Origin of the sequence: Kitasatospora sp. CB02891 (assembly GCF_002803145.1) — a bacterium.
Classification (GTDB): domain Bacteria; phylum Actinomycetota; class Actinomycetes; order Streptomycetales; family Streptomycetaceae; genus Kitasatospora; species Kitasatospora griseola.
On sequence record NZ_NNBO01000004.1, the window covers coordinates 325,099 to 347,549 of the forward strand.

21 protein-coding genes and 2 pseudogenes are annotated in these 22,451 nt (G+C 72.9%); 11 read left to right on the plus strand and 12 right to left on the minus strand.

All coding sequences use genetic code 11. From position 1 onward, the window contains the following. Positions 1-2 precede the first annotated feature (2 nt). Both CG736_RS12325 and CG736_RS12330 read left to right on the plus strand, forming a co-directional pair. Positions 3-1,160: a hypothetical protein gene (locus tag CG736_RS12325; protein WP_100586225.1), complete on the plus strand. Its 1,158-nt coding sequence runs from the start codon at positions 3-5 to the stop codon at positions 1,158-1,160. A 9-nt stretch (positions 1,161-1,169) separates the two neighbouring features. Further along, a complete protein-coding gene (locus tag CG736_RS12330; RefSeq protein ID WP_100586226.1) occupies positions 1,170-2,405 on the plus strand; it encodes an ATP-grasp domain-containing protein in 1,236 nt (411 codons plus the stop codon). A 14-nt stretch (positions 2,406-2,419) separates the two neighbouring features. On the opposite strand, the gene CG736_RS12335 is transcribed toward CG736_RS12330, so the two are convergent. The 5 genes and pseudogenes from CG736_RS12335 to CG736_RS12350 form a co-directional block, all read right to left on the minus strand. After that, on the minus strand, positions 2,420-2,599 hold the full coding sequence (locus tag CG736_RS12335; RefSeq protein WP_100586227.1) for a hypothetical protein: 180 nt from the start codon (positions 2,597-2,599) through the stop codon (positions 2,420-2,422). Next, complete coding sequence (locus CG736_RS12340; RefSeq protein WP_100586228.1) at positions 2,596-3,636, minus strand: alpha/beta fold hydrolase; 1,041 nt, start codon at positions 3,634-3,636, stop codon at positions 2,596-2,598. Before CG736_RS12340 ends, CG736_RS12335 begins: the two co-directional genes overlap by 4 nt. A gap of 34 nt (positions 3,637-3,670) precedes the next feature. Continuing rightward, positions 3,671-3,862: pseudogene (locus CG736_RS38885) on the minus strand (helix-turn-helix transcriptional regulator); the annotation flags it as partial. Between the two features lie 165 nt (positions 3,863-4,027). Then, positions 4,028-4,510, minus strand: a pseudogene (locus CG736_RS38890) (ATP-binding protein); the annotation flags it as partial. A 26-nt stretch (positions 4,511-4,536) separates the two neighbouring features. Then, positions 4,537-5,142, minus strand: a complete 606-nt coding sequence (locus tag CG736_RS12350; RefSeq protein WP_100586230.1) for a VOC family protein — start codon at positions 5,140-5,142, stop codon at positions 4,537-4,539. Between the two features lie 186 nt (positions 5,143-5,328). On the opposite strand from CG736_RS12350, the gene CG736_RS12355 reads away from it, so the two are divergent. From CG736_RS12355 to CG736_RS12370, 4 genes are all read left to right on the plus strand, one after another. Next, positions 5,329-6,687, plus strand: coding sequence for an AAA family ATPase (locus CG736_RS12355; protein ID WP_100586231.1), 1,359 nt, complete (start codon positions 5,329-5,331; stop codon positions 6,685-6,687). A 99-nt stretch (positions 6,688-6,786) separates the two neighbouring features. Beyond that, positions 6,787-7,386 carry a hypothetical protein gene (locus tag CG736_RS12360; RefSeq protein WP_100586232.1) on the plus strand — a complete coding sequence of 200 codons (600 nt, stop codon included), beginning with the start codon at positions 6,787-6,789 and terminating at the stop codon, positions 7,384-7,386. Positions 7,387-7,517: 131 nt separating this feature from the next. Then, positions 7,518-10,412, plus strand: coding sequence for a BTAD domain-containing putative transcriptional regulator (locus CG736_RS12365; protein ID WP_198520465.1), 2,895 nt, complete (start codon positions 7,518-7,520; stop codon positions 10,410-10,412). Positions 10,413-10,522: 110 nt separating this feature from the next. Next, positions 10,523-10,927, plus strand: coding sequence for a hypothetical protein (locus CG736_RS12370; protein WP_100586234.1), 405 nt, complete (start codon positions 10,523-10,525; stop codon positions 10,925-10,927). A gap of 58 nt (positions 10,928-10,985) precedes the next feature. On the opposite strand, the gene CG736_RS12375 is transcribed toward CG736_RS12370, so the two are convergent. The 3 genes from CG736_RS12375 to CG736_RS12385 all read right to left on the minus strand — a co-directional run bounded on the left by CG736_RS12375 (position 10,986) and on the right by CG736_RS12385 (position 13,967). Beyond that, positions 10,986-12,284, minus strand: a complete 1,299-nt coding sequence (locus CG736_RS12375) for an acyltransferase (RefSeq protein ID WP_100586235.1) — start codon at positions 12,282-12,284, stop codon at positions 10,986-10,988. 491 nt (positions 12,285-12,775) lie between these two features. After that, positions 12,776-13,246 carry an NUDIX hydrolase gene (locus tag CG736_RS12380; RefSeq protein WP_100586236.1) on the minus strand — a complete coding sequence of 157 codons (471 nt, stop codon included), beginning with the start codon at positions 13,244-13,246 and terminating at the stop codon, positions 12,776-12,778. A 4-nt stretch (positions 13,247-13,250) separates the two neighbouring features. Next, positions 13,251-13,967 carry a helix-turn-helix domain-containing protein gene (locus CG736_RS12385; protein WP_232733971.1) on the minus strand — a complete coding sequence of 239 codons (717 nt, stop codon included), beginning with the start codon at positions 13,965-13,967 and terminating at the stop codon, positions 13,251-13,253. A 168-nt stretch (positions 13,968-14,135) separates the two neighbouring features. On the opposite strand from CG736_RS12385, the gene CG736_RS12390 reads away from it, so the two are divergent. The 5 genes from CG736_RS12390 to CG736_RS12410 all read left to right on the plus strand — a co-directional run bounded on the left by CG736_RS12390 (position 14,136) and on the right by CG736_RS12410 (position 16,582). Beyond that, positions 14,136-14,414: a hypothetical protein gene (locus CG736_RS12390; RefSeq protein WP_100586238.1), complete on the plus strand. Its 279-nt coding sequence runs from the start codon at positions 14,136-14,138 to the stop codon at positions 14,412-14,414. Next, positions 14,411-14,635 (plus strand): hypothetical protein, encoded by a 225-nt coding sequence (locus tag CG736_RS12395; RefSeq protein ID WP_100586239.1) that lies wholly within the window; start codon positions 14,411-14,413, stop codon positions 14,633-14,635. The genes CG736_RS12390 and CG736_RS12395 overlap by 4 nt, the downstream gene beginning before the upstream one ends. A gap of 185 nt (positions 14,636-14,820) precedes the next feature. After that, positions 14,821-15,063 (plus strand): DUF397 domain-containing protein, encoded by a 243-nt coding sequence (locus tag CG736_RS12400; protein WP_100586240.1) that lies wholly within the window; start codon positions 14,821-14,823, stop codon positions 15,061-15,063. Positions 15,064-15,150: 87 nt separating this feature from the next. Beyond that, on the plus strand, positions 15,151-15,642 hold the full coding sequence (locus CG736_RS12405) for a hypothetical protein (protein WP_100586241.1): 492 nt from the start codon (positions 15,151-15,153) through the stop codon (positions 15,640-15,642). Positions 15,643-15,955: 313 nt separating this feature from the next. Beyond that, positions 15,956-16,582, plus strand: a complete 627-nt coding sequence (locus CG736_RS12410) for a JmjC domain-containing protein (RefSeq protein ID WP_157815544.1) — start codon at positions 15,956-15,958, stop codon at positions 16,580-16,582. Between the two features lie 101 nt (positions 16,583-16,683). On the opposite strand, the gene CG736_RS12415 is transcribed toward CG736_RS12410, so the two are convergent. The 4 genes from CG736_RS12415 to CG736_RS12430 form a co-directional block, all read right to left on the minus strand. After that, complete coding sequence (locus CG736_RS12415; RefSeq protein WP_100586243.1) at positions 16,684-16,950, minus strand: hypothetical protein; 267 nt, start codon at positions 16,948-16,950, stop codon at positions 16,684-16,686. 373 nt (positions 16,951-17,323) lie between these two features. After that, positions 17,324-20,062, minus strand: a complete 2,739-nt coding sequence (locus CG736_RS12420; protein ID WP_100586244.1) for a bifunctional YncE family protein/alkaline phosphatase family protein — start codon at positions 20,060-20,062, stop codon at positions 17,324-17,326. Between the two features lie 5 nt (positions 20,063-20,067). Continuing rightward, entirely contained in the window at positions 20,068-21,417 is a 1,350-nt protein-coding gene (locus CG736_RS12425; RefSeq protein WP_100586245.1) for an ABC transporter permease, read from the minus strand. Continuing rightward, a complete protein-coding gene (locus CG736_RS12430; protein ID WP_100586246.1) occupies positions 21,414-22,334 on the minus strand; it encodes an ABC transporter ATP-binding protein in 921 nt (306 codons plus the stop codon). Before CG736_RS12430 ends, CG736_RS12425 begins: the two co-directional genes overlap by 4 nt. Between the last annotated feature and the right edge of the window lie 117 nt (positions 22,335-22,451).

Genomic DNA, 22,451 nt, shown 5'->3' on the forward strand with positions numbered 1-22,451 from the left:
AAGTGGACAGAAGCGATCTCTTCAACGGCTCCGTGGACTCCGGACCCCGGGCGCCCGTCCGATCCTCGTCGCCCCTTCGGGACTACGTCCTGCACCGGCTCCCGCAGGACCTCTCCGAGGTGGCGAGCGGCGACCTGTCGTACCGGCAACTGGCCGACCAGCAGCGGGAGTTGCTGGCTTCGGTCGGTCCGCTCGGGGACGATCCGGGGGCGGCCCGGGTCACCCAGCTCGACCTGCTGTTCATGCTCGGCGGGTTCGTTCCCGCCGGGCCGCAGGCCGCGCCGCGCGAGCTGACGGAGCTGATCTCCGCGCAGTGCGCGCGGTTCCGGTCGCTGGACCCGTACCTGAGCTACGAGCTGCTGATCGACGTGAACTGCGAGGAGTACCGGCGCAGCGGTGACATCCGGGTGTTCTCGCCCGGGCGACTCGGCGCCCTGGAGCGGGACTTCTACCTCGGCCACCACCTGTCCGAGCCGTGGATCAGGTCCGCCGCGTACGGCCTGCGGACGCTGGTCACCGCGCCGGACGCGGTGAAGCCGGCGGCGGTGCTGGACGACGCCGCCCGCTGCGTAGCGGAGTTCACCTCGCACATGGCGAGCTACCGTCGGCTGTCCGGGGAGGCGTTCGGCCGGTTCCGGCACTTCCACCTGGGCCACCCCGGCGGTCCGCGCGGCGCGAGCGGGGCGTTCATGCCCAGCGTGCAGCTGCTCGAACTGGTCCTGCTGCCGCCGACCACGGAGTACGGCAGCTACCTGGACCTGGCGATGTCCTACTTCCCGTCCTGGGCCCGGCCGGTCCTCGCCCGGTGGCGCAGCGCCTCCAGCCTGGGCGTGAACGTGCGGCAGTCGCTGCGGGACGGCAGGCTCGCGCTCGACGGCGACGGGATCGACCGGCTGGTCCGACTCGTCGACAGGTTCGTCGACTTCCGCATGGTGCACCTGGGCATCACCCGGCGCATGCTGCCGGAGGCGTTCGAGGACCGCACCGGGCTGACCCGCCGGGAGATCGGCGCGCAGGCCGGCGAGCGCGACGTCCTGAACGCCGAGCACCCCGGCACCTCGGGCTTCGGCGTGCGCCACGTCCTCACCAACGGCGTCCACCGGCTGCTCGAACTCCGCCGGGACGTCCTTTCGCTCAAGGCCGTTCCGACCGACCGGTGAGGAGACGACATGTCAGCGTTCCGGGTGGCCGTCGTCGATGCGTTCGGCGCGGCCCACGGCCACGTCGATGCCTTCGGCGCGGTGGGCGGCGAGGTCGTCCAGGTGCAGAGCACGCCCGAACTCCCGTTCGGCGTCGACCCGGTGGACGAGGCGAGGTTCAGTCGGGTGCTGGTCCACGACGGCGATGTCGACGCCCTGGCCGCGAGGCTGGCGGCGCTGCGGCCCGTCGCGGTGCTGCCGGGCCGGGAGACCGGGGTGGAGCTCGCCGACGCGCTCTCCGAGCGGCTCGAACTGCCCACCAACGGCACCCGGCTGAGTGCCGCGCGCCGCGACAAGTACGTGCAGATCGAGACGCTCAGGGCGCACGGGGTGCCCGTCATGCGCCAGTTCCGCACCGCCGACGAGGCCGAACTGCGCGCCTGGCACGAGCAGTTGGCCGGCGTGGCGGTGGTCAAGCCGCTGCGCGGCTACTGGGGCGACGGGGTGTCGTTCTGCGACACCCCGGAGGAGTCGGTCGCGGCGCTGCGGCGGCTGCGCAGCCGGGGGACGGTCCACGGCGAGCCGATCGAGGAGGTGGTGGCGCAGGAGTACCTGGTCGGCGCCGAGTACATCCTGAACACCGTCAGCAGTGCGGGCCTCCACCAGCTGACCGACGCCTGGCGGACCGACCGGATCACCGCCAACGGGGTGCGGGACCTGGTGGTGGCCCAGGTGCTGATGCGCTCCGACGAGCAGCCCGTCCCCGAACTCGCCGCGTACGGACGCCGGGTGCTGGACGCGCTCGGCATCCGGCACGGCGCGGCCCACCTGGAGATCAAGCTGACGCCGGACGGCCCGCGGCTGGTCGAGGCGGGCGCCCGGATGTCCGGACTCCCGTACTACACGGCCGAGTTGCTGGGCGAGGGCCAGCTGGAGTGGATCGTCGACGCCTACGCCCGCCCGGAGCGGTTCCGGGCCCGGGCCGGCCGGGGCTACCGGCGGCGGCACGCGTTCGCCTGGGCCGCCCTGGTCGCCCCCGCCGCCGGACGGCTGGTCCGCTACCGGGCGCTCGACCGGGTCCGCGAGCTGGAGAGCTTCCGCGACCTCACCGTGCTGGTCGAACCCGGCAGCCCGATCGGCCCGACCACGTACGACCGGGGCTACCCGGCCACCTTGACGCTGGCGCACCCGGTGGACGCGGTGCTCCAGCGCGACCTCAACACGGTGCGGTACCTCGACGGCGCCGGCATGTACGAGATCGAGTGACGGGCCGCCGGGTGTCACAGGCCCAGGTCCGCCGCCAGGCAGGCGAACCGGACCGCGAGGGCGTCGGGGTCGTACCCGGCCGCCGGCCGATCCGTGGGCGGGCGCTCCTCGACCATGTCGGCGAAGGCGATCCGGTGCGGGAGCGCGCCGAACCGGGCCCGGCGGGCCTCCGCCGCCGGCTCCCGGCCGGTCACTGGCGCACCGCCAGGCGCTCGGCGTCCAGCACCGCCCGGGCGAACGCCGTCGGGGCCTCCTGCGGCGCGTTGTGGCCGACGCCGGCCAGCACCCGGTGCTCGTACGGGCCGGTGAAGAACCGCCGGTACCCGCTGCCGTCGGTGGAGGCCAGGAACGGGTCGAGGGCCGGGTCCAGGGCGATGGTCGGCACCGCGATGGCCGGCCGGGCAGCGAGCCGCTGCTCGTACGGGTCGTAGCGGCGTTCCCCGTCGGCCAGGCCCAGGCGCCAGCGGTAGTTGTGGATCACGATGGCGGCGTAGTCGGGGTTCTCGAAGGCCGCGGCGGTGCGTTCGAAGGTGGCGTCGTCGAAGTCCCAGGTGGGGGAGACCTCGTCCCAGACCAGTCGGCACAGGTCGTGCCGGTTCTGCCTGGTCTCCATGGCGACGCGGCCGCGGTCGGTGGCGAAGTAGTACTGGTACCACCAGGTGTGCTCGGCCTTCGGCGGCAGCGGGTCGCGCTGGGAAGCGACGTCGGTGATCAGGTAGCCGCTCACCGACACCAGGGCCCTGACCCGCTCCGGCCACAGCGCCGCGATGATGTCGGCGGTCCGCGAGCCCCAGTCGAAGCCGGCCAGCACCGCCTGACGGATCCCCAGGGCGTCCATCAGGGCGACGACGTCCAGCGCGATCGCGGACTGCTGCGCATTGCGGGGCGTGGTGGGCGACAGGAACGCGGTGGTGCCGTGGCCGCGCAGGTACGGCACGATCACCCGGTGGCCGGCGTCCGCCAGCAGCGGGGCCACGTCCACGAAGCTGTGGATGTCGTACGGCCAGCCGTGCAGCAGCACGACCGCCGGCCCGTGCTTCGGCCCGAGCTCGGCGTAGCCGATGTCGAGCACGCCGGCCCGGACCCGCTTCAGGTCGGCGAACGCGGTGTGGGCGCCGGGGGCGATGCCCGGGACGGTCGTCGCCGGTGCGGCGGCCGATGCGTCGGCCGGCAGGGCGGTGGCGCCGAGGCCGAGGCCGACCGCCGTGGTGAAGGTGCGCCTGCTGATCATGTCCAGTTCCTTTCCGGAGAAATGTGGGGAGGCGTCATCCCGCGGCGCGGCTGAGCGCGTCGCGCAGGGCCGCCCGGCTGGTGACGCCCAGCTTGGGGAAGACGCGGTAGAGGTGCGAGCCGACGGTGCGCGGCGACAGGTGCATCCGCACGCCGATCTGCTTGTTCGTCAGGCCACCGGCCGCCAGGTCGGCGACGCGGCGCTCCTGCCAGGTCAGCGCACCCGGCTCCGCGGCAGAGGCTCGGCGCGCCGCCCGGGCGGCGAGCAGTTCGGCCGGGGTCGGCGCGTCCCCGTCGGGGCGGGCGGCGAGCGGCAGTTCGGGCAGGGCGGCGGCGTCGAAACGCGACGGGAGGCCGTCGCGGACCGCGACCAGCAGCTGCACCGGGCGGCCGGTCAGGCGCCGGCCGACGAAACCGCAGACGTCGGCGCTGGCGTCGTCCAGCCACTGCCCGTCGTCGAGGACCAGCAGCAGGGGCTGCTGCTCGGTGGCCAGCGCCAGCAGGCGCAGCACGGCGATGCCGAGCGTCATCGCCGACGGCGGGTCGCCCCGCCGCCCGCCGAAGACGGCGTCGAACACCGCCCCGGTCCCGTCGTCCAGGCGGGCGGCGTCGGCGAGCAGCGGGTGGAGCAGCTGGTGCAGCCCCGCCCAGGGCAGTGCGGACTCCACCTCGACGCCGACCGCCCGGACGACGGTCCGGCCCTCCTGTTCGGCGAGCGCGGCGGCGTGCCGCAGCAGCGCGCTCCGGCCGGCGCCCGCCTCCCCGCGCAGCAGCAGGGCCCCGCCCGCGGCGGACCGGACGAACGCCGCGAGCTCCGCCTGCTCGTCCTCGCGGCCGATCGCCGTCGCGCCGCCGCACTGTCCCCACCCGGTCATGGCCGCCCCGTTCCCGTTCGTCGTCGTCAGCTGTCCAGGCCGGCCGCGCGGGCCATGTGCGCGGCGTACCACGCGGGCCAGTCGGCGTCGGCGTGGCCGAGCTCCTCCTCGTACGTGCCGTGGGCGGCCGCCGCGTCGCGCAGCGCCGACTCGAGGGCGGCGGCGGAGCGGTGGACCACGTGGCTGATCCGGCCGGGGCCCCGCACGGTGACCTCCTGGAGGACGAAGAGGTTGCCGTCCGGGTCGGCGAACGAGGCGAACGAGCCGTACGAGCGCCGCTCCGGGTGCGGGCCGGCGACCCGACCGGCGGTGCCGGCGTGGTGGAAGACGCCGCCGGCGTCGTGGAACACCTCGCCGACCTCGACCCCGGCCGCCACCAGCTCGGCGCGGGCCGCGACCACGTCGTCCACGACCAGGTGCACGCCGCGCTCGGAGCCCGGCGCGGCGTCGGTCACGCCGCTGCCGATGATGAGCGACGCCGCCGAGCCGGGCGGGGTGAAGTGCACGAGCCGGAAGCCGCCGGGGCCGGAGAAGTCGACGTCCTCGCGGAAGCCGATCCGGGCGTAGAACTCCTTGGCCCGGTCCACGTCCGAGACCGGGAGGACCAGAACCTCGAGCTTGAATTCCACCATCGTGGGCTCCTCTGTCGTTCGGGAGGCCGCCCTTCGGCCTCCACCGCCGACGATCCCCGGATCGCGCGCCGGTCGAGCCCGTGCCGAGCACTGGCCCCGACACGGGCCCGGGGCCCGGGGGCGCCGTCCGGGCCCCGGGGGCGGGGGCCGTTCCGGCCCGGGGTCGGAGTGGCGGGGAGCGATAACATGACGGAACGTCAACATGATCACTGCGGGGAGGACGCGCTGGAGCTGCACTTCACCACTCTCGGCCCCCTGAAGGCCCGGCGCGCGGACCAGGAGCTGCGCATCAACCGGGCCCGGGACCGGGCGGTGCTCGCCGTGCTCCTCGCGCACGCGGGACGGCCGGTGACGGTGAGTGAGATCATCGACGGGGTCTGGGGCGAGGAGGGGGACGAGGCGCCCGACCGGGCCGGGGCGCTCCCGGGCAACATGTACCGGCTGCGCAGCGCGCTGGGCGGCGACGGGAACGTCCTGCGGCACGTCGGCAAGGGGTACTGCCTGGACGTCGATCCGGCCCGCATCGACCGGACGGTCTTCCTGTCCGCGCTCGCCGACGCCGCCACCGCCCGCCTGAACTGGCAGCCCCGGCGCGCCCGCGACCTGCTGACCGACGCGCTCGGCCTCTGGCACGGGCCGACGGCGCTGGACGGCGTCCCCGGCCCCTTCGCCGAGCACGAACGCCGGATGCTGGCCGGGCGGCGTGAGGAGGCGCTGCGCGAACTCGACGCGCCGGGGCCGGTCGAGCTCAGGGCCGGCGCCGCCAGGTCGGTGCTGCGCCCCTTCCAACTGCCGCCCGACCCGGGCGACTTCACCGGACGCGGCGGCCAACTCGCCAGGATCGCCGAGCTGTTGGCCGCCCCGGACCGGACCGGCCCGCCGATCGTCACCGTCACCGGCCCGCCCGGCGCCGGGAAGAGTGCGCTGGCGGTCCGCGCCGCCCACCTCGCGGGCCCCGCCCACCCCGACGGGCAGCTGTACGCCGACCTGCACGGCGTGGACGACCGGGCCGCAGCCGACTTCCTGGCGCCGTTCCTGCGCGCCCTGGGCGTCGAGGAACAGGCCGTGCCGGCGGGCGCCGCCGAGCGCCGCGCCCTGTACCTCCGGCTGCTCGCCGACCGCCGGATCCTGGTCGTGCTCGACGGCGCCGCCGGCGTCGACGGCATCCGGCCGCTGCTGCCCGCCGGGCCCGGAAGCGCTGCCCTCGTCGTCCTCAACGGCCATTCGGGGGAGGGGAGTTCGAGCACCGTTCCGGTCGGTCCGCTGACCCCGGAGGAGGCGCTGGAACTGCTCGGCCGGGTGCTCGGCCGGGACCGGTCGGACCGCGAACCGGAGGCCGCCCGGGCGCTGGCCGCCGCCTGCGGCCACCTGCCCCGCGCGCTGCGGGACGCCGCCGACCGACTGGTGCGCCGCCCCGCCTGGCCGATCTCCGCGGTGCTCCCCGCGCCCGCGCTCCCCGCGCCCGCGCTCCCCGGGTCCGTGCTCCCCGGGTCCGTGCTCCCCGGGTCCGTGCGCCCCACGACGGGGCCGTCCGGCGAGGCGTAAACGCCACCGTTCATCGGGCGTCAATCCGTGCCGCCCAGAATCCGGACTGCGACGTGATCACCGGCCCGGAGACGCAGGTCACGGGCCTCGCCACCCGTCGTGGACAGCACCATCGAGAGGACCGAGAAGTTGAGCCGCACCACCGTACGAGCCACCCGGGGCCCGGTCGCGCTCGCCGCCCTGGCGCTGGCGGCAGCGAGCGTGCTGACCGCCCAGGGCACCGCCCACGCCGCCTACGACCGGGCGACCGTCAGCATCTGGGACGGCGAACAGCTGCCGAACACCGACGCGCACATCGACAACAAGGGCCAGTTCGGCACCGCGCGGCTCATCATGCAGAGCGACGGCAACCTCGTCGCCTACTACGCGCCGGACAACGACTTCTCCCGCCAGCAGCCGACCTGGGCGACCGGCACCGTCGGCTGCGGCGCCAAGGCCGTCGTCCGCACCGACGGCAACCTGGTGGTCCTCGACGCGAGCGGCGGCCTGTGCTGGGAGAGCGGCACCGCCGGGCACCCGCACGCGCGGGTGACGCTCTGGCGCAACGCGGACGTGCTGATCACCGACACCTGCAACCGCACCCTGTTCGAGCGGCAGCCCGGCATCACGTACGTCCCCGGCCAGACCCACGGCGGCCTCGTCAGCCCCAGCTCGGTCGAGAGCCCCTACGTCGTGCTGCCGCCGCCGACCGGCTGCTGAGCACCGGCAGGGCCCTTCCCGACCGGCCGGTCGCACCACGCACCACCCCGGGCCGCCCCGACATCGCGGGGGCGCGGCCGCGTCCGGCTCCGTCCGGCGACCCGGGGGCGATGAACCCAGGGAGACCTGACATGGAGACAGCCGCCGCCCCGCAGGGCCTGCGCTTCCGACTCCTCGGCCCGCTCGCCGGGTGGGCGGGCGAACAGCGGCTGGAGCTCGGCCGCCGCCAGCAGCAGGCGTTCCTCGCCATGCTGCTCGCCGCGCCCGGGCGGGCGCTGACCGTCGAACGGCTCGCGAGCGGGGTCTTCGACGAGGACAACCCCCCGGGCAACCCCAGGTCCGCCCTCGCCACCCACGCCTACCGGGTGCGCAGGGAGCTCAGGAACCACGCCGCCGGGCACCTGCTGGTCACCGTCGACGGCGGCTACCGCCTCGACCTGCCCGCCGAGGCGGTCGACGCCGTCGCCTTCGACCGGCTGGTCGCCCGGGCCGCCGAGGCCCTCGCCGCCGGTGAACGCCCCGGCGCGCGCGACCTGCTGGCCCGGGCGCTGGACCTGCACCGGGGCGAGCCGCTGGCCGGCCTGCCCGGCCCGCACGCCGCCGAGCTGCGGCGGCATCTGACGGAGCGCCGGTTGGACGCCCTGGAGACCAGGCTCGGCCTGGACGTCGAACTCGGCAGCGGCCCGTCCTGCCTGGTCGAGCTCGACCAGGCGGTCTTCGCGCACCCCTACCGGGAGCGGTTCCGCGCCCTGCTGATGCTGGAGTACCACCTGTCCGCCCGGCCCGAGGAGGCCCGGGCGGTGTACGAGGACGCCCGGCGGTTCTACCTCGCCGAGGGCCTGAGCTGCGAGGAACTCGACGCCCTGGACCGGCGGATCCGCCGCGCCGACCCGTCCCTCGCCACCGCCGCCCGGCCCGTCGCCGACCGGCGGCCCACCGGCCCGGCGCCCGCCGCCGTTCCCGAGCAACTGCCCGCAGGGCTCCCGGACTTCACCGGCCGCCGGGCCGACGTCACCCGGCTGACCGAGGCCCTCTCCCACCCGGACCCGGGAGCCGTCGTCATCTCGGCGATCAACGGCCTCGGCGGCGTCGGCAAGACCAGCCTGGCCGTGCACGTCGGCCACGCCCTGCGCGGGCACTTCCCCGACGGCCGGCTGCACGCCGACCTGCGCGGCGCGCGGGCCGCCCCGCTCGACCCGGCCGAGGCGCTCGCCGCCTTCCTGACCGCGCTGGGCGTGGCCGACCGCGACATCCCCGCCGACCTCGCGGAGCGCGCCGCGCTCTACCGCACCACGGTGACGGGCCGCCGGCTGCTGATCCTGCTGGACAACGCGGCCGGCCCCGAACAGGTCGCCCCGCTGCTGCCGGGCTCCCGGACCTGCGCGGTGCTGGTCACCAGCCGCGCCTGGCTCAGCACCCTGCCCGGCGCCCGCCACCTGCCGCTCGACGCGATGGCCGACGACGAGGCGCTCGACCTGCTCGCCGCCGTCGTCGGGCGGGCCCGGACCGACGCCGAACCCGGGGCGGCGGCCGCGATCGTCACCGCCTGCGGCCGGCTGCCGCTGGCCGTGCGGGTGGCGGGCTCCCGGCTGGCCGCCGACCCCGGGCAGTCGCTGGCCGACCTGGCCGCCAGCCTCGCCGACGAACGCACCCGCCTCGGCGAACTCGCCCACGAGCAGGCCGCGGTGGAGCCCGTCCTCGCCCTCTCCTACGCCCGGCTCACCGAGGAACAGGCCCGCGCCCTGCGGCTGCTCGCCCTGCCCGACGCCCCCGAGCTCGGCCCCGCGGACGCCGCCGCCCTGCTCGACCGCGGCCCCGAGCAGGCCCGCGACCTGCTGGAGGCGCTGGTCGACCTCAACCTGCTGCAGTCGCCCGCCGCCGACCGGTACGGCTTCCACGACCTGCTGAAGGTGTTCGCCCGGCAGCGCAGCGCCGAACAGGACACCCCCGCGTCGGTGACCGCCGCGTTCGCCCGGCTGCTGGACCTCTGCGCCGCCGGCGCCCGCGACGCCGAGCGGACCGCGCACCGCGACCCGGACGGTCACGGCTTCGCCAGCATCGAGGAGGCCGCCGCCTGGCTGCGGGAGCGGACCGCGCTGCACCGCGCGGTGATCCAACGGGCCTGCCGGGACGACGGGTTGTCACTGGCCCGGACGGTCGACCTGCTGGACAGGATGAGCTCGATCCTGTTCGGCCGCGGCTACGTGACGACCGTCGCCGACCTGGCCGCGCAGGTCGCCGCCGCGGCCAGGGCCCGCGGCGAGCGGGACGCCGAGGCACTGGCCCGCTCGGTGCGCGGCGGCATGCTCTGGCACGCCAACTCCTACGCGGAGGCGGGCGGGGAACTGCGCGGCTGCCTGGCACTGTGCGACGGCCCGGACCGGCTCGCGCTGCGGGCCGACACCCTGAAACTGCTCGGCGCGAACGCCCGCGCGCTGCGGGACTTCGAGCAGGCCGTCGGCTTCCTGGAGGAGGCGGCGGAACTCTTCCGCCGCCAGGGGGACGAGAGCGCCGAAGGGCTCGTCCTCGGCGAACTGGCCTTCAACCACGCCCACTGCGGGCGCCTGGAGCAGGCCCGCGCCGCCGCCGAGCGGTGCGTCGAACTGACGGGCCGCCAGGTGTCGATCCCGGAGTCCATCGGCCGGTACTACCTGGCCAGGGTGCTGCACCTGTGCGGCGACCTCGGCCCCGCGCTGGAGCAGGCCGAGCACGTGGTGGAGCGGTTCCGTTCCTTCGGCATGCTGGCCTTCGAGGCGGCCACCGGCAGCCTGATCGCACGCATCCACCTGTCGGCCGGCCGTGACCGGGCCACCGTCCGGGCAGCCGAGGAAGCGCTGCCGAAGGCCCGCCAGGTCGGCGGCCTGCTGGAGGGCGGGCTGCTGCGGGCCCTCGGGGAGGCGCTGACCCGGCTGGGCCACTCCGACCGGGCCCGGATCTGCCTCCAGCAGGCGCTGGGCCACTACCGGCAGCTGGAGCTGGCCGGCGACGCGGCGGAGGTCGAAGAACTGCTTCGCGGCCTGTCCTGAGACCGTCCCCGTCTCGGCATGCCCATGCTCATCGGATGTCCATCGCGGTCGACGAACCTCTCCCACGTGCCCGGCATCCCGGCCGGGCCGTCCGACAGAGGGGAACGACCATGCACATCAAGGGACTTCGGAAGGCCACGCTGGCCCTGGCGACGATGGCGACGGCCGGCGGCATCGCACTGACGGGCGCCGGATCCGCCTCGGCGTCGGTCGGTGGCGGTTGCGCGGGGCCGGGATACCAGCAGGTTTGCATCAGTGACGGGTGGACCCAGATCAACACCTCGGTCACCACCGACTTCGCCAGCAACAACTGCACCGAGCAGGTCATCATCTGGGACTACACCACCAACACCCAGGCCATCTCCACCTCCTTCCCCTGCCGCTCCGGCCAGTTCACCTTCACCTGGGCCCTCGCCAACCCGACCTACGGCCACGACTACAAGGCCGAGGCCCGCTTCTACTGGCAGCCCGGCACCGGCTACACCTACCAGACCAGCCCCGACCTGCACTTCTGAGCCCGATAGCCCGACCTGACGCTTCCCTCCCCCGGATGCCGCCTCCGCCTCACCCCGCTCACCACCGGCGGTGGGGCGGAGCCGTTGCACGACGGCCCGAGCGCAGCACCAGGGCGAACCCGCAGGCGAAGGCGGCGAGTGCGAGAGCGGCCGGGCGCCCGGACGGGGCGAAACCGTTGACGGCCAGCCAGGCCAGGGCGGGGAGGACGGCGGCGAGGCCGCCGAGCAGTAGCGCGGGGGACCGGTTCGTGCCCGGCGCCGATCGTGCGGTCAGGGTGAGCAGCGGGCGCTGCACCCGTTGCAGGACGGCGACCAGGGCGACGAGGAGTGCGGTCAGGACGGCGAACCAGGCCGGCCTGAGGGCGAACCACTGCCAGGAGCCGACGGACGGCTGCGGAGCGAGCCCCACCGGGTAGAGCGTGACGGCGACCAGGAGCACCGGGACGGGGTGCCACAGGTAGACGGTCATCGCCGCCCGGTTGAGGCGGGCGAGGCGGTCCCGTCGAGGGGCGGCGGCGAGCAGGCGACGCCCGGCGGGCTCGGCCGCCAGCAGGAGGCCGCACTGGGCGGCGGCGAAGGCGAGCAGGGCGATCGACGGGGGAGTGGTGTTGCCGGCGTGCAGGCCCGCTCCGACCATGTCCACCGGGAACGGGCCCCAGGTCAGCAGACCCACGAGCAGGAGTGCCCCCGCGAGTGCGAGCCCGAGCGGGCGCCGCCCCCGGGTGAGGCTGCCGTCGTGCCAGGCGAACCCCCACTGGTGCATGGCGCCCCACACCAGCAGGTAGTTGGCGAACCCGACCAGCGGCAGCCGCGGACCCAGGATCGCGACGTCCACCAGGGCCGCGCCGACCGCCATCGCGGCGGGCACGGCGAGCCCCCAGCGGGTGTGCGCGGCATGCAGCGCGGGAGTCAGTGCGATCAGCAACAGGTAGACCGGCAGGAACCACAGGTGCAGCGCCAAGTACCAACCGGCCTGCGCCAGTTCGCCCGGGTCCGCGCCGCCCGCCCAGGCCGCGGCGGCGGCCAGCGCGACCGTGCCGACGTACACCGCGGTCGGCCACAGCAACCGCAAGGCGCGGCGCCGCACCCAGTCCGCCCACCCCTCGCCGCGGTCCCGGTGCCCCGTCCAGGAGACGGCGTTGGCGTAGCCGCCGACCAGGAAGACCACCGGCATCACCTGGAACAGCAGGGTGATCCAGCGCCCCCAGCCGACGACGTCCAGCGCGTCCTGCCCCGAGACCCGCCCGTTGCGGTAGGTCACATCGGTCAGCAGCCAGTGACCCAGGACGACGGCGCAGATCGCGGCCACTCGCAGGAGATCCGCGTAGTGGTTGCGGTCGGGGGAGCGGAGGGGCATGAGATGTCGGATCGGGAGTTTCTGGCCTGTATCTCCCATTATCCAGGGCTGCCCAACAGGGGCGGGGGCTGCGCGATGGCAGGCGGGAGCGAAATCGGGGGCGCCGGGGGTACCCCCCAGGCGAAGCCGAGGGGGGCGGAACTGCACGACAAGCGCACGCCACGTCCGCAAGGCTGCGATCAAGTGCAGGTCATCGTCCTGCGTCGCGATCTTGCGGTGGAGCGCCTTCCACTGCGCGCAGTTCCCAGTAGGCGCGAAGGTCCTGCAGCGCCTACTCGGAGCGGGCCGACCCCGCATCTCTGAGGGGTTCGCCCATGTCGACCGCCACCATCGCCCGCCCTGCCCGGAACCGTTCGCTCCCCACGGCGGGTGGCAAGGCCGCCGCCCGCCTGATGAACGTCCTCGCCGGCTGACCCCGTGAGACCACAAAGGCCCCGCCCCTTCCTCCCTCTTCGGGTGGTCGGGATGGGGCCTTTGTTGTTTGGCTTCCGTTAGCCGAGATAAGGGGTTGCTCGATTCTCCAGGAAGTGGTGGAGTCGCAGTTGCTGGGTGTGGTGCATCGGCAGGTCTCCGATGTCTTCGGGTGTCACGAACCGGAGATCGGTCGACTCATTGGAGATCCGGAGTGTCCCGCCCGTGATGCGCGCGGTGAAGCAGACATTGAACTGCTGTCGTACCTCACCGTCCGAGTAGGAGATCACGTGTCGTGGGTCGGTGTATGTTCCGACGAGTCCAGTGATCTCCACGTCAAGGCCGGTCTCCTCGCGGACTTCCCGGACGGCCGCCCCCGGAAGCGACTCGCCGAGATCCATCGTGCCGCCCGGCAGTGCGTACAGGCCGTTGTCGGTACGCCGCTGAAGCAGGATGTGCCCTTCACCATCGGTCACCACTGCGGACGCCGCCACCACCAGACGGTTCGGCTCCGGCGCGTCGGGATCGTCGTAGAACTCGGTGCGCACCACGTGATCAGTTCTCCTCAACCGGCAGGGCCGCGTTCCACACTGCATCGAAGCTTGCAGCGTAGGTGTCGAACAGCCTGCCTGCGCCGGTCCGCCGCAGATGCCAAACCGGGGCGCCGAAGGCGTTGACCCCCCACACATGAGCGTTCACCAGCACCTGGTCATCTGCCCGGTAGAGGCTGTTGTACAGCGTGGTCCCGTGGGCCCGGATCTCGATCCCTCGCGTGCCGAGCAACGATCGGTAGTGCATGAGGGCGAGCCTGCAACGGGATTGGATGCCGTGACCGAACTTCTCCTCCTCCCCGCGTTGTCTCACGTTCTCGCTGTTGGGGTCGCCAACCGCGATCCGAATCGCGCATCCCTCGGCGGCGCGCTCCCGAAGTAGATCGTTCAGACGTGGGTACGCCTCATGAAGGAAGACGGCGGCATAGACCAGCACGTCAATGCGCTCTGTGGCCTTCGCCATCAGGTCTACGTACACGGACACCGGTAGGTCGGCGCGCTGCTCGTAGAGTGCCACCAGCTCGGGGCTTATCGCCCTGGCGGCGCGTGGCTGCCGCAGACTTGGCCACAGGCCGAACATGTCTTCTCCTAGCGCTTCGGCAGCCAGACGAGCTGTCCTCAACCGGGGCGTCCGGTTCTGATTCGCCCACCGCTCAACCGACTTGGTGTCCACGCCGGCCTTCTCCGCAAGGGCGGCGCACGTCCAACCCCCCAATTCCATGACGGCTTTCAGTCTGTCGTTCGGCACTTCGCCTGCCTCCCCGCAAGCCCGGACTCTTGTAGGGACGTTCTACCGCGTGAGGGACGTTCTGGAGTGTCCTTTGCAGGAGGTTTCACCGTCCTGGGCGGCTGCCAGATCCTGGTGACAACCTGGCGGGAGGAACTACCAATGGCAGCGAAGGTACGCGACGCAAGGGTGCTGTCCGGCGTCTTGGGGAGGTTGGTCCCGGACACCGGCAGCGACGTCGAATCGCCCACCTGCACCTTGATATGTCAGGGGGAGCCCGAGGACGGCGCACGGTGTGCAGTGGCGTCTGTCGAGTTCAACGACCTTGATGCGGTGCATGGTTGGGCGTGTGTGCACATGACGCGCCACCCTGACCACCGGTCGTACCTCGTGATCGCGGACGTGCCGATGGTGCTGGTGCCGGAGGTGGAGCCGACGTGACACGGGTGACCCTGGTGACGGGCGTGATGGCGCTCGGCTCTGCCGTGGCGGCGGGCGTGGTACTCGCGTTCGCCATGCTGGCACCGGATGACGGGGCGCGGTGGGTGGCGTGCTCCGTCGCCCTGGCGCTCGCCATGATCGGCGGCGCGTACGGCCCGGATTGGCTCGAAGCGTGGCAGCGCCGCAGACGAGCCCGCGTTGCCGCAGGGACCGGACGGTGAGTGCCGAGGCCGAGACATCGCACGAACTCGCCAGCACTGTCCAGCGGGCAGGTGTCCCGACCTGCCCCACCGAGTAGCCCCAACAACCCCCATTTGGGTCGCGTGCCAACCCCGCGAGCGGGACGGGTGCACCACCCGGCCGGTCACCCGATCGGCCGGACACTCGATCACCCCTGGGAGGGGAAATGACGACCAACCTGTACGCGCTGCCGACCGAGGGCCTGGCGCTGGCCAAGGCGTGCGGCGGCAACAGCGGCGACGGCGAGTCCGAGTCGTGCGCGACCATCGGTGCCATCCCGGGCGCGGTGGACGCCTACGCGCTCGGTGACAGCAAGTTGGGCGACGGTTCGCCGCTGCTCCGCTTCACCGGGGCCGAGCTGGACGCCCTCGCCGACCGGATCACCGCCATCCGGGGAACGGCGGCCTGAGTTCCAGGCTGACGCACCACTGAATCACACGGGGTCGCTGGTCTGAGTCTCAGTCAGACCAGCGACCCCGCTCCGTGGAGGATACCCTTGACGATTCTCGCCCACTTCCATGGCTACGGCCCGTGGATCGGTAGGCCCGACCAGTACCACGCCGAGTACCTGCGGCGGCCCGGCACGCTCTCCCAAGAATGGCGCGACGAGCGGACCAAACAACGGAAGAGCCTCGACATGGAGGCGTACCTCCCATTCGAGAAACGGGCTATCCCGCCCATGCGGACAGGACATTGGCTGCTGCGCCGGCCGGACCCCCTCGCCCGCCGGACGTGGAGGGAACCGAAGGAAGCTGCGGAGTGGCTGGCCCGCATGTACGAGGGCGACCCGCCGGTGCCGCTTCAGGACGTCCGCCCGATCCACCCGGGGCTCTCCGCCAAGGTGGAGTACGCGGCTGCCGCGCTCACCAACGGGACGGACGTGGTGTGGATGCACTACCTGCCCGGGGACTACATGTTCAACGCGTGCGTGGTCGTGTGCCCGAACCGGCACTTGCCCGACCTCCCCTGTCCGCTTCCCCCCTCGTGATCGGAGAAGACTGCATGGCGCTGGCAACCCTGGTCGGCTCGGAAGCGGCTGAGGCACTGTTACGTGCCTGCCCTGTCGAACCGGCGGTGTACCGCCGTGACGGGTCCGAGCTGGACGAGCGAATCACGCTGCCGTTCATGGGGGCGTACATCGACCACGGGCTGACGGACCCCGCGTTCACGGCCGCTGTGAAGGACGGGAAAGCCGTTCACCCGGGACGGTTCTCACGGGACGGCAGGATGCGTCCCGGGAAGCTGCGGGAGCTGTTCGAAAGCGGGCACACACGGTCAACCTGCGGTATCTGCAGACGCGAGTGCCGTACGCGGCCGAGCTGTGCCGCGAGATCGAAGCGGAGACCGGGTACACGCTGTTCGTCTCGGGCTTCGTCACCCCGCCCGGAGCGCAGGGGCTCAGGCATCACTGGGATCAGTTCCTCGCCGTGGTGACACAGCTCCACGGCCGCAAGCGCTGGCCGATCTGGCGTCCGGAAGTGGAGTTCCCGGTGGACGAGTACCTGCCGTCTCCCACCACGTGGACGGTAGAGATGCAAGAGCGGTGGAACACCACTGAGCCGTACGCAGTGTTCGACCTGAACCCTGGTGACACGCTGGTCATACCGCGCGGGTGGGTCCACAGCCCGCACTGCCTCCCGGACGATCCTGATCCGTCGCTGCACCTGACTTTCGCTCTGCGGGAGCGCGTGCCGCTCGACTTGGCGAAAGCCCTGGTGCATACCGCGCTCGAACGTCCCGAGTTCCGGGCCGGGATCGCACCTTGTCGGCTCACCCCCGAGAACCTGCCTGAGACGCTGACAGACGTGCTGGCGCAGACAGTTCGACACCTGGCTACCACTGATCCGGCGGACGTTACGGACGCCGTCCGTGCGGCACTGTTCCCGAAACCCGCCGGACAGGGCCACCGGCCGGGGCGCGGCCGTTAGCGAATTCACTTGGCATGCAAATGAAAGCGGCACCGGTCCATGCCTACCCGCACCGCTAACCAGTCCCGTCCGCATGAGCAGTCGCGGACGGGGCCGGGTCGTCAGCCCCGCTCGTCCTGGTCTGCCACGAAGCCACCCATGCCGAACTCGGTCCGGACCAGCTTCCACCGCCGAAGTTCCGTGAACACCTTCGCCGAGGTTGCTTTCGCAAGACCGAACTCGGCCTGCACCATCGGGCCGGTGATCATCGAACCGGGCGTAAAGCGGGAGTCTCCGCGTTCGACGCGGCAGCAAACCGCCCACACATCGACCGCCACAGGTGGCTCGCCGAGCTGGACGAAATGCAGCGCGAGTACGAAGAGATGCAACGCCAGCGAGTACGGCGCGAAGCACTCCGCGCGGTCGTGCTGAGGCTCCCGGACACCGGCTATAAATACCTGGTGCGCTGGCCCCGGCTGGCTCCGGTCCGGTGCGTCCGGTGCCGCAGGGGAGCCGTCCGCTCCGCCCCGTGAGCCACGAGGAAGCCGCAAGCGGCCCCGGGTGCACCCGGTTGGGCGTGCTCACCCGACTGCCCAGGGTAGAAGCGCCATGAAGCCCCGTCCGGCATGGTCCCGGACGGGGCTCCTTCTGTTCCGATCAGGCACTCTCACGACTTGCCAGGATGGAGGGTCCACCCCGCGCCCCTGTTTTCGCGCCCGCCTTGGGTTCGTACGGAGTCTTCCCGCGCCCTCCCGGGGCAGGTCAGCCGTCGAGCTCCGCCGAAGGGAGGGTCGCGCCGGGAACGTCCGCCGGGGCGAGCAGGTCCTGCTCGCCGGGGTAGGGGGTGTTCCAGTCGTGGGCCTCGTACCAGGTGAGGTGGTTCATCTGGGTGGGGTTGGCGCGGTCGGGGGCGGCGTCGGTGCCGGTGAGGTGTTGCTGCTGCTTCCAGTCGGACCACTTCTGGACCAGGTCGGTCCGTTCGGCCGGGACGACCCCGGTCGCGGCGCGGGCGGCGGTCGGGGACTGCGGCGCCGGGACGTCGAGGCCGCAGGAGGGCGCGGTGGCCAGGCCGTTGGTGAGGGAGGTGCGGTTCGGCAGGGCCGAGAACGGGGTGTAGTCGGGGGTGCCGGTGAACGCCGAGGTCATCGGGGTGGCCGCGGTGTCCTTCTGGTTCATGGGCTTGATGCCGAGGATCTGCTCGATGGTGCGGATCATGTTGATCTGCGAGTAGTACTGGCTGTCGACGACGCCGTGCCGGGAGTACGGGCTGATGATCTGGATCGGGGCCCGGTGGCCGTCGACGTGGTCCAGGCCGGCCTGGGAGTCGTCCTCGACGACGAAGATCGCCGAGTCCTTCCAGTACCGGCTGTGGGTGATCTCGTCGACGATCCGGCCGACCGCGAGGTCGTTGTCGGCGACCTGGGCGGCCGCGTTGGCCGGGCCGCCGGTGTGGTCGCTGGAGAGCCAGAGCATGTTCAGGTTCGCGGGGCCGTTCTGCTCGAAGTCCTGCTTCCAGATCTGCGCCCGGTAGATGTCCGGCACGCTGGTGTCGAACATCGGGAAGGCCGGCACCGAGACGTCGTTCAGCGACGGGATCGGGGAGGAGGACGTCAGCTTGTAGGCGGAGCCGTTGCCGGTGGCCTGCATGGTCCTGGCGTCGCAGTACAGGTTCTGCCAGGTCGCGTCGGCCGGCTTGGTGAGGAACTGGTGGAACTCGCCGAAGTCCCGCACGGTCCTGCCGGACGCCTGGGCGCCGCTCCACAGGGTGCCGCTGACCTGGTGGCCGAGGGCGTCGTTCTCGGTGTCGTAGCTGCGGAGGTACTCGCCGGCCGAGGACTCGGTGTACTCCGGGTTGTCCGCCTGCATCAGCCAGTTGTGGCCCTCGGCGGAGTTGGTGCCGATGTCGTACGTGTTGTCGTACAGCCCGAACTGCTCGGCCAGCGCGTGCTGGTTGGGCGTCACGTTGCGGCCGAACTGGGCGAGCGACGCGTCGCCGTTGCCCTGCGGCAGGTCGCCGTAGACCTGGTCGTAGGTCCGGTTCTCCTTGACGATCAGGAACACGTGCTTGATCGTCGACGGGTCGCCGATCCTGTTCGGGACGGGCACGGCGTGCGCCTTGTTGCCGGTGGCGGGCTTGGCCGCGTTGTTGGTCCAGTTGTTCTGCGCGAAGACCTTGCGGGTCTGCTCCCGGATCACCTTGTCGCTCGGCAGGGTGAACCGCACCACGCTGGAGGTGGTGTCGTGGGTGCCGTGCGCGCCGTCCACCCGGCGGGCGTCGATGCCGCGGGTGTTGGAGACCAGGACCTGGTTGCCGGACGAGGAGATCTCGGCGGGGAAGTAGTCCGTCGGCAGCAGACCGACGTAGCTCGCCGGCTCCTGCGGGCCCGCGTACCGGTAGACGGCGATCGCGTTGGCGCGGCCCAGGGTGACCAGCAGCCGGCCGTCGTCGGTGAGGGTCACCGCGTTGGGCTCGTAGCCGATCGAGGCCTCGGACCAGGGCCGGGTGGCGATGGTCTGGACGACCTTGTCCCGCTTGCTGTCGATCACCGAGACGCTGTTGGTGGCGGTGTTGGTGACGAACACCGCGCCGTTCTTGGCGTACACGGCGGTCGGGTGCAGGCCGACGTCGATGCTGCCCGGCGCCGCGGACGGGTCGGCCAGGTCGATCACGCTGACCGTGCCGGTGGTGGTGGCGGCGGTGTCCGGGTCGGCGGGCACCGGGGTGCCGTACGAGTTGAGGGTGGACTCGCCGGGCTTCGCCGGGCGGCCGCCCTCGTTGCTGACGTACAGCTTTCCGCCGACCTGGACCAGGCTGCGCGGGGCGATGCCCACCGCCCAGCTCTGCGTGACGGCGCCGGCCGCGGTGTCGATCGCCACCACCCGGTTCTGGCCGTTGACCGCCGCGTACGCGGTCGCGCCGTCGGCGGAGAACACCAGTCCGGCCACCAGCGCCTGCTGCGAGCCGACCTTGGCGATCTTGACGACCTTCGGGTTGGCGACGCTGCCGTCCGGGTTCACGTCGAACCGGGTGTACCCGTCCGGCTGGCCCAGCCACAGCTGCTTGCCGTCGGGCGAGTACGTCGGGCCCTCCTGGCCCACGCTGTTGGTGCTGATCCTCGGGACGGAGGTCGCGGCGTTGGAGACCAGCTGCTGCACCTGCCAGTTCCGCACGTCCACGATCGCCAGCGCCGCGCCGCCGTCGGCGACCGCGGCCGCCAGATGGGTGCCGTCCGGGCTCACCGCGGACGACATGATCTTGCCGTTCTTGATCACCAGCCGCTCGCCGTACGGAGCGATGTACTGGTTGCTGGAGACCAGCTCGCCCCGGTCGTAGACCTGGCCGACCCGGTCGGTGCCGAAGGCGTCCGACTTGGCCCAGCCGACGCCGGCGCCGGCCGCGACGACCACCGCGGTGGCGGCGGCGGTGACCAGCGTCCGGCGGCGGGTGCTGCGGCCGGCCGGGGGCGGGGTGTCCCCGGTACGGCGACGTGTGACCTGCATCGTTGCTATCCCTTCGAAGGTGCCGGAAGCAGCTCGACGTTGCCGTCGAACTGCCAGAGCGGGTTCGGCGCGTCGCCGGTGGAGGTACGCACCAGGAAGTAGCCGTTCACTTCCTTCGGCCCGTCGCCGTCGGCGACGAACCGCCCGTCGGGGGCGATGTCGAGCTGGTAGACGGCCGTCCCGGTGGCCTCGACGCCGGGCAGGCGCCAGGACACGACGCAGCGCCAGTCGTTGCCCGGCCCTTCCGGCTCGACCCGGTCGCTGCCCTTGTCGCACGCCGCCGTGACCTGCAGCTGCGCCTCGGTGACGTCGGGACGGTTCAGCTCGGCGGTCTGCAGCCGGTACAGGTGGGCGAAAGCCGTGGCGACCGAGCGCTGCACCTTGTCCTGCCCGATCCCGGAACCGGCGGCCCCGGCCGTCGGGGTGAGGACGCCGACCGTGACGGCCAGCAGGGCGGCCGGCAGCAGGGCGCCGAGGACGAGCGCGCGGCGCCCGGAGCCGTCGTGCGCCGGGCCGGTGAAGTCCCGCCGCAGGAACAGGAACCGGGCCAGCGCCGTCGCGGCGACCGCCCACACCAGGGCGACCGCCACGCCGATCAGCAGCGGGCCGGCCTGCACCGGCCCCGTGAACAGGCCGTTCCAGGAGAGGAACGCGTAGCCGGGCAGGGCGAGCCGCACGGCGACGGGCAGCGGCATCAGCTGGGCCAGCTGCATCGCCAGGGCGACCAGCGCGGGCAGCAGCAGCCCCATCGGGGAGCGGCCCAGAGCGACCGAACCGAGCAGGCCGATGCCGGCCAGCGCCAGGGTCGGGGCCAGCGCGCACAGCCAGGCCAGCAGGACCTTCAGCGCGGCGTCGCCCGGCGACAGCAGGTGGCCGTCCAGACCCACCAGGGGCTGGTTGCCGACCGCCAGCAGGCCGCCGACCGCACCGGACACCGCCAGGCCCGCCACCAGCGCCATCAGCACGGTGAGGGCGGCCAGCGCCTTCGCGGCGAAGATCCGGCGGGGCGAGCGGACCGCCACCAGCAGGTGCCGCCAGGTGCCGAGCCGGTCCTCGGCGGCGAACACGTCGCCGGTGACCATCGAGGTCAGCAGCGGCAGCGCCCAGCTGCCCGCGAAGCCGAGCGTCACCAGCGGACCGGCCCACCCCGTGGCGTGCATCCAGCGGCCGAACAGGGTGTCGGTGGGGAGCGTGCCCTGCCGGCTCACCCCGGCGACGAACACCGCGGGGGCCAGCCAGCAGGCGAGCAGCAGCAGGCGGATCCGCCACTGCGCGACCAGCTTGACCAGCTCGAAACGGTAGGCGCGGGTGACGGGGACGCGAGGGGCCGGGGGTGCGAGGGTCGTCGTGGTCATCGGGCCTCCGCCTGCTGCTGGTCGGTGAGGGCGAGGAACGCGGCCTCCAGCGGCGACACCACGGGCGCGAGTTCGCGCACCGCGACGCCGGCCTGCACCAGCCGCACCATCAGCGCGTCCAGCGCGGGCACGGGGGCGCGCACCACGAGCCGCTCGCCGCCGTCGTCGGTGACCCGGACCCCGGCGGTGCCGGCCGCCACCCGGCGGGCCGCCGCCGGGTCGGAGGTGAGCAGCCGGTAGTCGAGCGCGCCGTTCTCGGCGGCCAGCTCGTCCAGCGGGCCGGAGAACACCACCCGCCCGGTGGCCAGCACGGTGACCTCGGAGCAGAGCGCCTCCAGGTCGTCCATCCGGTGGCTGGAGAGCACCACGGCGGTGCCGTCCGCCGCCAACTGCCGCAGCACCCCGTGCACGTGCCGCTTGCCGGCCGGGTCCAGCCCGTTGGACGGCTCGTCGAGCACCAGCAGCCGCGGCCGGGTGAGCAACGCCGCGGCCAGCCCGAGCCGCTGGCGCATGCCGAGCGAGAACCCGCCCGCCCGGTCGTCGGCGACATCCGTGAGCCCGACCTGGTCGAGCGCCTCCTCGACCCCCGCGGCCCGCCCCCGCAACGCGGCCAACGCGGCCAGGTTCTGCCGGGCCGTCAGCGACGGGTACAGCCCCGGACCGTCCACGAACCCGGCCACCCCGTCCGGCGCCGCCAACGCCCGCCCGACCGGCGTCCGCAGGATCTCCAGACTGCCGCCGTCCGCGACCGCCAGCCCCAGCAGCAGCCCGAGCAGCGTTGTCTTGCCCGCCCCGTTCGGCCCCACCAGACCGTGGATCCGCCCCTGCGTCACCGCCAGGTCGACGCCGTCGAGCGCGACGACGTCCCCGAACCGCTTGGTGATCCCCCGGGCCCGGACCGCGAGGAGTGTGTCCATGAGTACCTACCTCCAAAACCGTTGGAGACCCTAGGCACTTGACGCAACGCGGTCAGGCCCCCATCCCTGAACGTTCGTGGAACGAAAGGCGAGGATCGGCCGTACACCTGACGGCCC